Source organism: Pseudomonas turukhanskensis, from assembly GCF_027922365.1.
Classification (GTDB): Bacteria; Pseudomonadota; Gammaproteobacteria; order Pseudomonadales; family Pseudomonadaceae; genus Aquipseudomonas; species Aquipseudomonas turukhanskensis.
The window spans coordinates 750,525-763,061 of sequence record NZ_BSFN01000001.1 but is presented as its reverse complement, the minus strand read 5'-3'; the positions used below and the strand labels follow the sequence as shown (position 1 = coordinate 763,061).

Below are 12,537 nucleotides of genomic sequence, written 5' to 3'. Positions count from 1 at the left end.
CCAGCGGGGTAAAAGCCGGGACCGACGGTCAGTCGCGACCGGCCGGGCGCGGCTAGCATTAGCCCAGTTACCCCACGCGAGCTTGCCCATGGCGCCCCCAGAGGCCATCCCCAAGGAAGACGACCCGCAATGGAGCCTGGAAAGCCTCAATAAGGCTTACCAACAAGGCTACATGGCAGGTTTGACCGGCAGCCCCATCAGCAACCAACCCCACGCCGCCGATGTGCTTGCGGCTGCCTGGGAAGCGGGTCGGGATGATGGGGAAGAGCAGTATCAGCTATTGGCGCAGAAGACGGCATAACAAAGTCAAAGGCTCTGCCCCCCTCTCCCGCGTGCGGGAGAGGGGCCGGGGGTGAGGGTCGAAGCACATTCGGTCTCCGCCAAAGCCTCTCACCCGCCCTGCGAGCACCCTCTCTCACACGCGGGAGAGGGGCCGGGGGTGAGGGTCGAAGCACACTCGGTCACCGCCAAAGCCTCTCACCCGCCCTTCGGGCACCCTCTCCCGGACGCGGGAGAGGGAATAGATTGAAGAGCTTCGACCCTACAACTGCTTCTCAAAAATCTGCGAATTACGCTGATAGTTGTACAGCGAAGCCCTGGCGGCCGGCAGCCGTTCCACGCCGCTGGGCTCAAAGCCGCGCTCGCGGAACCAGTGGGCCGTGCGGGTCGTCAGCACAAACAAGGTCTTCAACCCCTGCGCTTTTGCGCGCTCTTCGATTCGCTCCAGCAGCTCATCGCCGCGACCGCCATGACGGTATTCCGGGTTCACGGCCAGGCACGCCAGCTCTCCACTGTCCGAGTCGGCAATTTGATAAAGCGCCGCGCAGGCGATGATCAGGCCGTCGCGCTCGACGATGGTGAACTGCTCGATCTCGCGCTCCAGCACTTCCCGTGAACGGCGCACCAGAATGCCCTGCTCTTCCAGCGGGCTGATCAGGTCGATCAAGCCGCCCACGTCTTCAATGGTGGCCTCGCGCAGTTGCTCGAATTGCTCCTGGTCCACCAGCGTGCCGCCGCCGTCGCGGGTAAACAGCTCGGTGAGCAATGAGCCGTCCTCGCTGTAGCTGACGATATGCGCGCGTTTCACCCCGCCGCGGCACGCCTGCGCCGCCGCATCGAGCAGTTCGGCCTGGTAACTGTTGCCCAGGCGCTGCAAATGATTGGGCACCTGCTGTGGGCGCAGTTCGCGCACCAACTTGCCGGCGTCGTCCATCAGGCCCTGTTCATTGCCGAACAGAATCAACTTGTCGGCGCCCAGGTCGATGGCCGCACGCATGGCCACGTCTTCGCAGGCCAGGTTGAAGATTTCGCCGGTAGGCGAATAACCAAGCGGCGACAGCAGCACAATGGAGCGCTCGTCCAACAGCCGGCCAATGCCTTTGCGGTCGACCCGGCGTACCTCACCGGTGTGGTGGTAGTCCACACCTTCCACCACGCCGATCGGCCGCGCCGTAACGAAGTTGCCGCCCGCCACCCGCAAGCGCGAGCCCTGCATTGGCGAGGCGGCCATGTCCATCGACAGCCGCGCTTCAATGGCAATACGCAACTGACCCACGGCGTCGATCACGCATTCCAGGGTCGGGCCGTCGGTTATGCGCATATCACGGTGGTAGTGCGGGGTCAGGCCACGGGCAGCCAGGCGCGCTTCAATCTGCGGGCGCGAACCGTGCACCAGCACCAGGCGTACGCCCAGGCTGTGCAGCAGCACCAGGTCGTGAACGATATTGCCGAAGTTGGGGTGCGCAACGCCGTCGCCGGGCAGCATGACCACAAAGGTGCAGTCGCGGTGGGCGTTGATATAGGGCGAAGCATGGCGAAGCCAATTGACGTATTCGGGCATGACGCGAAGAGCCTTTTATTCGAGATGAGAAAGCCTGTGCAGGTACAGCGGGAGATCAGCTTTATCGTCGGAATTGGGGCTGCAACACGCGGGTGCTCCTTGTCATTGGGTGGGTCATGGCTGGGTGGTTGGGGTGAGGCAATAGTGCTGAATCAGTTCACGCAGCACCTTCACTGTGGGCTGCAAACGTGACAACTCCAGGAATTCGCCAGGCTGATGCGCACAGCTGATATCGCCCGGGCCGAGCACGATGGTCTCGCAACCGAGCTGCTGAAGATAAGGTGCTTCGGTGCCGAATGCCACTGCCTCGGCACGATGCCCCGTCAAGCGCTCGGCCACGCGCACCAATTCGGCGTCGGCAGCCTGCTCAAACGCCGGCACGTGGGGAAACAGCGGCGCGTAGTCGATCTTGACTTCATGGCGCTCGGCAATTGGCTTGAGCTTCTCGCGAATGGCAGCGCGCAGTTGCTCGGCGTCCATACCCGGCAAAGGCCGCAAGTCGAACTCCAGCGAGCATTGGCCGCAGATGCGGTTGGGATTATCGCCGCCATGGATGCAGCCAAAATTCATGGTCGGCTGCGGCACGCTGAACTGCTCGTTGCGGTACAGGCGTTGCCATTTCTGGCGCAGCTGCATCAGCTCGGCCATGGTGGCGTGCATGGCTTCCAGCGCGCTGTGGCCCAGGCTTGGGTCGGAAGAATGGCCGCTTCGGCCGAGAATATCGATGCGCTCCATCATCACGCCTTTGTGCAGGCGGATTGGCCGCAGGCCAGTAGGTTCACCGATCACGGCGGCGCGACCCAGTGGTTTGCCGGCAGCGGCCAGGGCGCGGGCGCCGGCCATCGAGCTCTCTTCGTCGCAGGTGGCCAGCACCAGCAGCGGCTGTTTAAAGGGGTGAGCCAACAGTGGCAATACGGCCTCGATTACCAGGGCAAAGAAGCTCTTCATATCGCACACGCCAAGACCCACCCAGGTGCCGTCCACTTCGGTGAGTTTCAGCGGGTCGGTTTTCCACAGGGCGTCGTCGTACGGCACGGTATCGCTATGGCCGGCCAACACCAGGCCACCGGGGCCGGAGCCAAAACTGGCGAGCAGATTGAATTTGCCGGGGGCCACTTGTTGCACGTCGCAGGTAAACCCCAGGTCGCCCAACCAGGTGCTGAGCAAGTCGATCACCGCCTTGTTCGACAGGTCGAGGCTCGGCTGGGTACAGCTCACCGACGGCGCAGCGATCAGGGCGGCGAATTGTTCTTTGAGCGTTGGTAATGGCATTCCACGTCTCCACGGGCGAGACCCATCATAGAGGTATCGCCGTTAAGGAATAAACCGTAAGCGGCGCGGGATTGATGTTTGCAGGGATCGAGGCTTGCGCCTCGATGCGCTTGATCTTCGGGCCGATCCACCGTCCGTCCTGTACACTTCACCGCCTTAGTTAACAGCGTTTGGATTCCCCGGCCATGCAGAAAGAAACCGAAATCAAACTCCGCGTCAGCCGCGAAACCCTCACTGCCCTGCGCGACCACCCGTTGCTGAAAAAGCGCAACAAGGCGGGCTGGGAGCAGCGCGAACTGCTCAACCAATATTTCGACACCCCCGAGCGCGACCTGGCCAAGGCACGAATCGCCTTGCGCATCCGCCGCGACGGCGTTCAATTTATCCAGACCCTGAAAACCCGCGGGCAAAGCGTGGCCGGGCTGTCCGAGCGCAACGAGTACGACTGGGACGTGGCCAAGGCCAAGCTCGACCTTAAAAAGCTCGATGACAGTTGCTGGCCTGCGTCGCTTGCGCAGTTGGACAAGAAAACCCTGCAAGTGATCTTCACCACCGACTTTGTGCGCGAGCGCGCGGAAATCGCGTGGGGCCGTGGCAAGGCCAAAGTCGTCGTGGAAGCCGCGCTGGACCTCGGCAAGGTAGTCGCCGGCGGCCACGAAGAAGAGATTTGCGAGCTGGAACTGGAACTGCGCCAGGGAGAGCCGCAGGCACTGCTGGAATTGGCTGCCGAGCTGGCCGCCGATCTGCCGTTGATGCCCTGCGATATCAGCAAGGCCGAGCGCGGTTATCGTCTGTTCGATGCCAACAGCTATTCCTTGAGCCTGCCGCACCCTGAACTGACCGTTGAACAGCCGCTGGACTCGGCGTTCAGCGCCCTGGCCTGGAATCTGCTCGGTAGTAGTCAGCGCCTGGCCGAGCAATACCGTTTCAACGGTCATTGGCGTTTGCTGGTGGAGTGGCTGGAGCACCTGGTCGACCTGCGCGCCCTGCTCAGCAGCCTCGGCCAGGCCGCTCCGCGCGCCAGCAGCCATGACTTGCGCGAGCGTCTGGATGCGCTGCTCGGCGATTGGCGCCCTCGCGTGGTGGCCGGCCTTACCGATGACGACGCGCGCCAGGCGGCACCCGCATTGTTCCAGGAAGAACTGCAAGGCACCCGCTGGGGCCAGTTCTCCCTTAATACCTCGCTTTGGTTGCTGACCAACGCCTGGACCGCCGAACGCAACAGTCGTGGCAATCGCCAAGGCGCCGCGCCGCTGGGCAACTGGCTGCCGACCCTGCTGGCCGAAGAGGCCCGCAGCCTGCAATTGAGTCGCTATCAGCAGCAACCCGAAGACCTGGCCGAGCAACTGCCGCGTATCGAGCGCATTCAGGTGTGGTTGCGCCTGGCGCGCCAAGTGCTGGTAGATGTACCAGAGGTGGACCGTCTTTATGGCGAGCTGAACAAGCTGCGTGACCTGGCCCACCGGGCGATTGAAGACGACTGCCTGGACGCGCGCAGCCAGCAAGCGCAGACGGTGCTGACGACCAAGGCGTGGAAAACCCTGCTGAAGATGTAACGCGCTCTCGGCAGTTTCCCCTCGCCCGCTCGCGGGAGAGGGTGCCCGAAGGGCGGGAGAGGGGTTGTTGCTGTACATCTCTTTGGTTCCCGTCGCGAGATTTTCTTTTGCCCCCTCACCCTCACCCCCGGCCCCTCTCCCGCAAGCGGGAGAGGGGTGCAAAACATTTGAGTTTGTTTGGCGGGAGAGGGGTGCAAAGCATTTGAGTTTGTTTTGATGTCGACTCGGTTTGGCGCCAAACCACGCATTCGGGCATGCTTGCGACTATTCTTGATGCGCTCCAGCCACGCTCTGGAGATTTCAATTCGCTTCGCAATGCCGTGTTAATCAGGAGTTCGCATGTCTGCCTTCGCTACCCAGGGCCAAGATCGCACGCTGGATCTCAATGACCTGTTGCGCGAGTTGGTCAGCCAGGGCCGCGTGGCTCAGGACACAGCCGAACAGCTGATGGCGATCCGTCGCAGCTCCAGCAATACGCAAATGCACCCGCTGGAGTTTATCGCCGCGCAGCAGGTAGACGACCTCAGCCGCCCCGGTAAAAAGCTTGATCTGGAAACCCTGGCCATCTGGCTGGCTAACCTGGCCGGGCAGCCTTACTTGCGCATCGACCCACTGAAGATCAACGTGGCGGCGGTTACCCCGCTGATGTCTTACGCCTTCGCCCAGCGCCACAAGATTCTTGCCGTAGCCGCCGATAACGAAGCGGTGACCATTGCCAGTGCGCAGCCGTTTGTCAGCAGTTGGGAAGCCAACCTGACCCACGTGCTCAAACGCCCGATCAAGCGCGTGGTGGCCAACCCGGCTGATATCCAGCGCTTTACCGTGGAGTTCTTTCGCCTGGCCAAATCGGTCAGCGGCGCCTCGGCGGTGGATAGCAAGGGCACCAACGTCGGTAACTTCGAGCAGTTGCTCAACCTGGGCGCCAGCGACCAGGAGCCGGACGCCAACGACTCGCATATCGTCAATATCGTCGACTGGCTGTTCCAGTACGCCTACCAGCAGCGCGCCAGCGATATCCATATCGAGCCACGCCGCGAACAGGGCACGGTGCGCTTTCGCATCGACGGCGTGCTGCACAACGTTTACCAATTCCCACCCCAGGTCACCATGGCCATCGTCAGCCGCCTGAAGACCCTGGGCCGCATGAACGTAGCGGAAAAACGCAAACCGCAGGATGGCCGGGTGAAGACCAAAACCCCGGACGGCGGCGAGGTGGAGCTGCGCCTGTCGACCCTGCCCACCGCGTTCGGCGAAAAGATGGTGATGCGGATTTTCGACCCGGAAGTGCTGCTGAAAAATTTCGATCAGTTGGGCTTCTCGCCGGACGACCTGCGGCGCTGGCTGGAAATGACCAGCCAGCCCAACGGCATCATTCTGGTGACCGGCCCCACCGGCTCAGGCAAGACCACCACGCTGTACACCTCGTTGAAAAAGCTGGCCACCTCTGAGGTCAACCTGTGCACTATCGAAGACCCCATCGAGATGATTGAGCCGGCCTTCAACCAGATGCAGGTGCAGCACAATATCGACCTGAACTTCGCCAGCGGCGTACGCGCCCTGATGCGCCAAGACCCGGACATCATCATGGTCGGCGAGATCCGCGACCTGGAAACGGCCGAGATGGCCATTCAGGCGGCGCTCACCGGCCACCTTGTGCTCTCCACCCTGCACACCAACGACGCACCGAGCGCCATCACCCGCTTGCTGGAGCTGGGTGTGCCGTATTACCTGCTAAAAGCCACCCTTCTTGGGGTAATGGCCCAGCGCCTGGTACGCACGCTGTGCCCGCACTGCAAGGTGCCGGTAGAGATTTCCGAGGAGGACTGGCAATCACTGACCCGTCCCTGGAGTGCGCCGCTGCCGACAGGCGCACACAAGGCCGTGGGTTGCCTGGAATGCCGTGACACCGGGTATCGCGGCCGGGCCGGGGTGTACGAAATCATGCAACTGAGCGACAGCCTCAAGCCGTTTATCAGCGCTGACACCGACCTGCTTTCCCTGCGTCGCCAAGCGTTCAAGGAGGGCATGCGCAGCCTGCGCCTCTCCGGTGCACAGAAGGTTGCGGCCGGTCTCACCACCATTGAGGAAGTGCTGCGGGTGACACCGCAGAGCGAACAGAAGTAAGGTTCACGCCTGCGCCGCTCCTACGGTTCAAGGCTGCCTCAACTCAACAACAAGGACTGGTTATGCAAATCGGCAGTGTGCTTTTTCTCTTCGTCGGCCTCGCGGTCGCCATTCTGTTCATGGGTTTCAAGGTGGTGCCACAAGGCTTCGAGTGGACGGTGGAGCGCTTTGGCCGGCGCATCAACGTGATGGAAAACGTGCTGGATATTCCGCCGCAGGAGGTCATCACTTCGGACAACGCCACGGTGCAGATCGATGCCGTGTGTTTCTTCCAGGTGGTGAACACCGCTCAGGCGGCCTACGAGGTGAATAACCTCGAACACGCGATTCGCAACCTGCTGCAAACCAATATCCGCACCGTGCTTGGTTCCATGGAACTGGACGCCATGCTCGGCCAACGTGATGTGATCAACGAACGCCTGCTGCGCACCGTGGATGAAGCCACCGCGCCGTGGGGCATCAAGATCACCCGCATCGAAATCAAGGACATCAGCCCACCCGCCGACCTGATGGCCGCGATGTCCGGGCAGATGAAAGCCGAGCGGGTCAAACGCGCCCAGATTCTCGAGGCCGAAGGCCTGCGCGCTGCCGCCATTCTGACCGCCGAGGGCAAGAAGCAAGCGCAGATTCTTGAAGCCGAAGGTGAGCGGCAGGCCGCGTTTCTGGAGTCCGAAGCCCGCGAGCGTCAGGCCGAAGCCGAAGCCCGTGCCACCCAGGTGGTTTCCGAAGCCATCGCCAGCGGAAACGTGCAGGCCATCAACTATTTTGTTGCCCAGAAGTACATCGATGCACTGGGCAAGCTGGCTTCAGCCGACAACAGCAAAGTGATTCTGATGCCACTGGAAGCCAGCCAGGTTATTGGCGCCGTGGGCGGCATTGGCGAGATCGTCAAAGCGACATTCGACACCAGCAAGAAAGCGTAAGGACGCGTCACCGATGATGGATTTTCTGCAACACCTGTCCTTCTGGGACTGGTTGGCGCTCGGCACCCTGCTGTTGATTCTGGAGGTGTTTGGCGCCGGCGGTTATTTGCTATGGACCGGCATGGCAGCAGCCGCTGTTGGCGTACTCAGCTACCTCTTCCCAGCCCTGCCCTGGCCGTGGCAATTCCTGTTGTTTGCGCTGCTCTCCGTACTCACCGCCGTGCTGTGGTGGCAGCGCCTGCGCAACGCCGGCAAAACCTCGCAGCAACCCGGCTTGAACCAGCGCGGCCAGGAGTTTATGGGGCGCACGTTCGCCCTGCATGAGGCGATTGTGGACGGGCGCGGCAAGATCAAAGCCGGCGACAGCCTGTGGTTAGTCAGCGGCCCGGATTTGCCAGCGGGCACACCGGTGGAAGTGGTGGGGCAAGACGGCGTGGTACTGAAAATCAAGGCCTGCGCATAAGGCGCTTCTGCAAAGCAATTTGAACTCGCGCGCTGGGCTTGAAGTCCTATTTTCAGGCCCATTGCGCCAGTCACGCAGGAGAAACACCATGCACCGTAAACTCGTTATTGCGTCCTTGTTGGTCATTGTCCCTGTTGCTTCGGCCTCGGCCGACACTTTCTGGCGCAACGTACTGTCGTCCGGCGCCACCACCGGCTCTTTCTACCTGACCTCGCGCCACGACCATAAAGTGATCGTGAATGCCCAGGAAGATGCCGGCAGCTTTATCGCCAGCAACGGCGCCATTCGTGGCCCGTATCTGGAAGCCGCGCTGCAGAAAGTGCGCGCCGAGCACCCGGATCTCAAAGCCTCGGATGACCAACTGGCGCAAGCCATTCTGACTGCCGAGCCTGCGCCCGCGCCCGCGCAGTAAGACGTTGCAGTGGGATTGCCTACCGTGTCCGATTGCCGGGCCGGCGGATATGCGAGCATCGACGCTCATCCAACCAGACAAGGACCGTTGCCATGGGCAATCCCATCCCCACCCTGAAAGTCGTGCTGATTTTGATCATCGCCGTGAACGCTGTCTGGTTCACTGACCGTTTGCTGTCGTTGATCGGTATGGACCTGCTGGGCCTGTTGCCGAGCACGGTGTGGCAACTGCTGAGCGCCTTTGGCAGCGGCTTGCTGATTATCTTCAACGTGCTGCTTTTGGGCTTGTTGCCGAAGTTGCAGCTCAAGCCTGAGTAGGTTGATCACGATCCGAGGAAAATCCCCTCGCCCGCTAGTGGGAGAGGGTGCCCGAAGGGCGGGAGAGGGGCTGTTGCTGTAGATCGTCGCTGGGCCCGGCCCTCACCCCCGGCCCCTCCCCCGTAAACGGGCGAGGGGTGCACAGCATCTGAGTTTGTTAGGCATCAGCATCTGCCACCGCCTGGTACGCACCGGCGTCCAGCAGCTTGTCCAACTCGCTCACATCACTGGGCTGCAGCTTGTAAAACCAGCTGCCATACGGGTCGCCGTTCACGCTTTCTGGCGCATCGGCCAGGGCATCGTTGACGGCAGTCACTACGCCGCTCAGCGGCGAGTAGATATCAGAAGCGGCTTTTACCGATTCCACCACGCCGGCTTCCTGCCCTGCGGCGAGTTGTTTGCCCACTTCCGGCAGTTCGACGAATACCACATCGCCCAGCGCTTCCTGCGCGTGGTCGGAAATGCCCACGGTCACGCTACCATCGGCTTCCAGGCGGGCCCATTCGTGGCTGGCGGCGTAACGCAGTTCGCTAGGGATATTGCTCATGTCTTGGTCCTCGGAGTCGGGGAGGCGGAACGTCCGCCTGGAAAATTTAGCAGGTTGTGGCGCGTAGCCCGGTTTTTCCGTGGCGGCGCCCAACCGATCAGATCAATGCCTTGCCGTGTCGCACAAAATTAGGTCGTACCACGCGCACCGGATACCACTTGCCACGAATTTCAACCTCGGCCCGTTCCCCGGTGTTGGCAGGAACACGCGCTAACGCGATGGATTTACCCAGGGTAGGCGAAAAGCTGCCGCTGGTGATTTCACCTTCACCAATGCCTTCCACGCGCACCACCTGATGGGCGCGCAGTACGCCGCGCTCTTCCAGCACCAGGCCGACCAGCTTCGGCTGGGCGCCGGCGCTGCGTTGCGCTTCAAGGGCCTGGCGGCCGACAAAGCGCCGCGCTGCCGGCTCCCAGGCGATGGTCCAGGCCATATTGGCAGCCAACGGCGACACACTTTCGTCCATATCCTGGCCGTACAGATTCATGCCGGCTTCCAGGCGCAGGGTGTCGCGCGCGCCAAGGCCGATGGGAGCGATACCGGCACCCACCAGCTCGTTGAAAAAATGCGAGGCCTCGTCACGGGGCAGCACGATTTCCAGGCCGTCTTCACCGGTATAGCCGGTGCGCGCGATAAACCAGTCGCCATCGGCAAAGCCCTGGAAGGGTTTGAGGTCGGTAATCAGCGCAGCGCGGCTGGACGATACCAGCTCGGCGGTTTTGGCCCGCGCATGGGGGCCTTGAATAGCCAGCATCGCCAGCTCGCTGCGCTCAACGAGCTGAACGTCGAAGCCAGCGGTTTGCGCCTGCATCCAGGCCAGGTCCTTGTCGCGGGTAGCGGCGTTAACCACCACGCGGTAGCCCTCGACGGTAAGGTAGACGATCAGGTCATCGATCACCCCGCCCTCACTATTGAGCATGCCGCTGTACAGCGCTTTGCCGAGCTCTTGCAGGCGGTCGATGTCGTTGGCCAAGAGGTGCTGCAGATAGGCCTTGGCCGCTGGGCCGCTGACGTCGACGACGGTCATGTGCGACACGTCGAACACCCCGCAATCGCGCCGCACCTGATGGTGCTCCTCGACCTGCGAGCCGTAGTGCAATGGCATGTCCCAACCGCCGAAATCGACCATCTTGGCACCCAATGCAAGGTGCTGATCATAGAGGGGCGTGCGCTGTCCCATGGGTTTCTCCTTCCGGGCTTGGCGAAGGTGCGGGCGAGGCATGAGCCCGGCTGCGCCCAGGAATATCGGGCACTTGCACGAGGTTTCAATACACCGGTCTGGATGACGTCCTACACCGAATGGCGCGCATTGTAGCCGCAAGACCGACGCCTGCACACACGCCTAAATCGTCTGCCCGGTCAGTGCCCGTAGCGCCTGGCCGAACGCCGTATGAGCCCGACCACCGGCAGCAGGCCTACCAGCACCAGCGTCAGGGCCGGTAACGCGGCGCGAGCCCACTCACCCTCGCTGGTCATCTCGAAAATGCGCACCGCCAGGGTATCCCAGCCGAAAGGGCGCATCAGCAAGGTAGCGGGCATTTCCTTCAGCACATCGACAAATACCAGCAACCCAGCACTCAACGCCCCCGGCACCAGCAGCGGAAGGTACACGCGAAAGAACAGGCCATAACCGGACACGCCGAGGCTGCGCGAAGCTTCCGGCAACGACGGGCGGATGCGTGCCAGGGCACCTTCCAGCGGCCCATAGGCCACGGTGATAAAGCGAATAAGGTAGGCCAGCACCAGCGCCAGCAGACTGCCGAGCAGCAGCGGCCTGCCGGCGCCACCGAGCCACTGCGACAGCGGCACCACCAGCTCACGGTCGAGGAAGCTGAACACCAGCATGATCGACACCGCCAACACCGAACCCGGCAATGCATAACCCAGGTTGGCCAGGCTGATGGCGCTGCGGATCGGCCGGGTCGGCACCAGGCGGCGCGCGAATACCAGCACCAGCGCCACGGCGACCGTAACAGCAGCGGCAATGGCGCCCAGGTAGAGGGTGTGCAGGATCAAGCCCACATAGCGCTCATCAAGGTCGAAGCGCCCGCGCTGCCAGCACCACACCACCAGTTGCACCAAGGGCACCAGAAACGCACAGGCAAACACCAGACCGCACCAGCCACTGGCCGCCAGCGCTTTCCAGCCGCGCAGGTGATACAGCGCCTGACCACGCGGGCGCTCGTTGGCGGGGCGAGTGGCGCCACGGGCACGGCGCTCGCCGTAGAGCACCAGCATGACGGCTAACAGCAACAGGCTAGCCAGTTGAGTGGCGCTGGAGAGGCTGTAGAAGCCGTACCAGGTTTTGTAGATGGCGGTGGTGAAGGTGTCGAAGTTGAAGACCGACACGGCGCCAAAATCGGCGAGGGTTTCCATCAGGGCCAAGGCCACGCCAGCACCAATGGCCGGACGCGCCATCGGCATGGCCACGCGCCAGAATGCCTGCCACGGCGTCTGGCCGAGAATCCGCGCCGCCTCCATCAGCCCCTTGCCCTGCGCCAGAAAGGCGCTGCGGGCGAGCAGGTAAACATAGGGGTAAAACACCAGCACCAGCACAACGATCACCCCGCCGGTGGAACGCACCCGCGGCAGCCGCAGGCCCGTGCCGAACCACTCGCGCAGCAGGCTTTGCACGGGGCCCGCAAAGTCCAGCAGGCCGACGAACACGAACGCCAATACATAGGCGGGGATGGCGAAAGGCAGCATCAGTGCCCAGTCCAGCCAGCGCCGGCCGGGAAACTCACACAGGCTGGTCAACCAGGCCAGGCTGACGCCCAGTAGCGCCACGCCGATACCGACGCCCACCACCAGAATCAGCGTATTGCCGAGCAGGCGCGGCATCTGGGTATCCCACAGGTGGGCCCAGATATCGTGATCGATGGTTTGCCAGGAAAGCGCCAACACCGTGAGCGGCAGCAACACCAGTGCGGCGATGGCAAAAGAGAGGAGATACCAGCGACGTTGGTGAACCACGGGGGAGCCTGGTTAGTGGGGGTAATGGCCGAACTATACGTTTCCAGGGGTCGCGAGCAAGCTCGCTCCTACGGATCAACGCTCTGTTTTTTCTCTTTGGCTTTATGCGG

12 protein-coding genes are annotated in these 12,537 nt (G+C 62.3%); 7 read left to right on the top strand and 5 right to left on the bottom strand.

The features are described 5' to 3' along the window. The first annotated feature begins 88 nt into the window (after positions 1-88). Positions 89-301 (top strand): ribosome modulation factor, encoded by a 213-nt coding sequence (gene rmf / locus PKE98_RS03445; RefSeq protein WP_271193858.1) that lies wholly within the window; start codon positions 89-91, stop codon positions 299-301. 240 nt (positions 302-541) lie between these two features. Here the strand turns inward: rmf and argA are convergent, their stop codons facing one another. Together argA and argE are read right to left on the bottom strand one after the other, a co-directional pair. Then, entirely contained in the window at positions 542-1,840 is a 1,299-nt protein-coding gene (gene argA, locus PKE98_RS03440) for an amino-acid N-acetyltransferase (RefSeq protein WP_271193857.1), read from the bottom strand. Between the two features lie 114 nt (positions 1,841-1,954). Beyond that, on the bottom strand, positions 1,955-3,112 hold the full coding sequence (gene argE / locus PKE98_RS03435; RefSeq protein WP_271193856.1) for an acetylornithine deacetylase: 1,158 nt from the start codon (positions 3,110-3,112) through the stop codon (positions 1,955-1,957). Between the two features lie 185 nt (positions 3,113-3,297). Here argE and PKE98_RS03430 point away from each other — a divergent pair, with 185 nt between their 5' ends. The 6 genes from PKE98_RS03430 (at position 3,298) to PKE98_RS03405 (ending at position 8,907) form a co-directional block, all read left to right on the top strand. Then, complete coding sequence (locus PKE98_RS03430; protein WP_271193855.1) at positions 3,298-4,668, top strand: CYTH domain-containing protein; 1,371 nt, start codon at positions 3,298-3,300, stop codon at positions 4,666-4,668. Between the two features lie 339 nt (positions 4,669-5,007). Further along, positions 5,008-6,792 carry a type IV pilus assembly ATPase TfpB gene (gene tfpB, locus PKE98_RS03425; protein ID WP_271193854.1) on the top strand — a complete coding sequence of 595 codons (1,785 nt, stop codon included), beginning with the start codon at positions 5,008-5,010 and terminating at the stop codon, positions 6,790-6,792. 62 nt (positions 6,793-6,854) lie between these two features. Next, positions 6,855-7,715, top strand: a complete 861-nt coding sequence (locus PKE98_RS03420; RefSeq protein ID WP_271193853.1) for an SPFH domain-containing protein — start codon at positions 6,855-6,857, stop codon at positions 7,713-7,715. A 13-nt stretch (positions 7,716-7,728) separates the two neighbouring features. Then, positions 7,729-8,178 (top strand): NfeD family protein, encoded by a 450-nt coding sequence (locus tag PKE98_RS03415; protein WP_271193852.1) that lies wholly within the window; start codon positions 7,729-7,731, stop codon positions 8,176-8,178. Between the two features lie 88 nt (positions 8,179-8,266). Beyond that, on the top strand, positions 8,267-8,590 hold the full coding sequence (locus tag PKE98_RS03410; protein WP_271193851.1) for a DUF2388 domain-containing protein: 324 nt from the start codon (positions 8,267-8,269) through the stop codon (positions 8,588-8,590). Positions 8,591-8,682: 92 nt separating this feature from the next. Beyond that, entirely contained in the window at positions 8,683-8,907 is a 225-nt protein-coding gene (locus PKE98_RS03405) for a hypothetical protein (protein ID WP_271193850.1), read from the top strand. Positions 8,908-9,064: 157 nt separating this feature from the next. Here PKE98_RS03405 and gcvH read toward each other — a convergent pair whose 3' ends face one another. The 3 genes from gcvH to PKE98_RS03390 form a co-directional block, all read right to left on the bottom strand. Beyond that, positions 9,065-9,454: a glycine cleavage system protein GcvH gene (gcvH, locus tag PKE98_RS03400; protein WP_271193849.1), complete on the bottom strand. Its 390-nt coding sequence runs from the start codon at positions 9,452-9,454 to the stop codon at positions 9,065-9,067. A gap of 97 nt (positions 9,455-9,551) precedes the next feature. Further along, the gene (gene gcvT, locus PKE98_RS03395) at positions 9,552-10,634 is read right to left on the bottom strand and encodes a glycine cleavage system aminomethyltransferase GcvT (protein ID WP_271193848.1); all 1,083 of its coding nucleotides are present in this window, start codon (positions 10,632-10,634) and stop codon (positions 9,552-9,554) included. A gap of 179 nt (positions 10,635-10,813) precedes the next feature. Further along, the gene (locus PKE98_RS03390) at positions 10,814-12,427 is read right to left on the bottom strand and encodes an ABC transporter permease (protein WP_271193847.1); all 1,614 of its coding nucleotides are present in this window, start codon (positions 12,425-12,427) and stop codon (positions 10,814-10,816) included. Between the last annotated feature and the right edge of the window lie 110 nt (positions 12,428-12,537).

Excerpts from the sequence above, each read along its gene's own strand:
- rmf (WP_271193858.1), top strand. The coding sequence starts at position 89 with ATGGCGCCCCCAGAGGCCATCCCCAAGGAAGACGACCCGCAATGGAGC.
- argA (WP_271193857.1), bottom strand. The coding sequence starts at position 1,840 with ATGCCCGAATACGTCAATTGGCTTCGCCATGCTTCGCCCTATATCAAC.
- argE (WP_271193856.1), bottom strand. The coding sequence starts at position 3,112 with ATGCCATTACCAACGCTCAAAGAACAATTCGCCGCCCTGATCGCTGCG.
- PKE98_RS03430 (WP_271193855.1), top strand. The coding sequence starts at position 3,298 with ATGCAGAAAGAAACCGAAATCAAACTCCGCGTCAGCCGCGAAACCCTC.
- tfpB (WP_271193854.1), top strand. The coding sequence starts at position 5,008 with ATGTCTGCCTTCGCTACCCAGGGCCAAGATCGCACGCTGGATCTCAAT.
- PKE98_RS03420 (WP_271193853.1), top strand. The coding sequence starts at position 6,855 with ATGCAAATCGGCAGTGTGCTTTTTCTCTTCGTCGGCCTCGCGGTCGCC.
- PKE98_RS03415 (WP_271193852.1), top strand. The coding sequence starts at position 7,729 with ATGATGGATTTTCTGCAACACCTGTCCTTCTGGGACTGGTTGGCGCTC.
- PKE98_RS03410 (WP_271193851.1), top strand. The coding sequence starts at position 8,267 with ATGCACCGTAAACTCGTTATTGCGTCCTTGTTGGTCATTGTCCCTGTT.
- PKE98_RS03405 (WP_271193850.1), top strand. The coding sequence starts at position 8,683 with ATGGGCAATCCCATCCCCACCCTGAAAGTCGTGCTGATTTTGATCATC.
- gcvH (WP_271193849.1), bottom strand. The coding sequence starts at position 9,454 with ATGAGCAATATCCCTAGCGAACTGCGTTACGCCGCCAGCCACGAATGG.
- gcvT (WP_271193848.1), bottom strand. The coding sequence starts at position 10,634 with ATGGGACAGCGCACGCCCCTCTATGATCAGCACCTTGCATTGGGTGCC.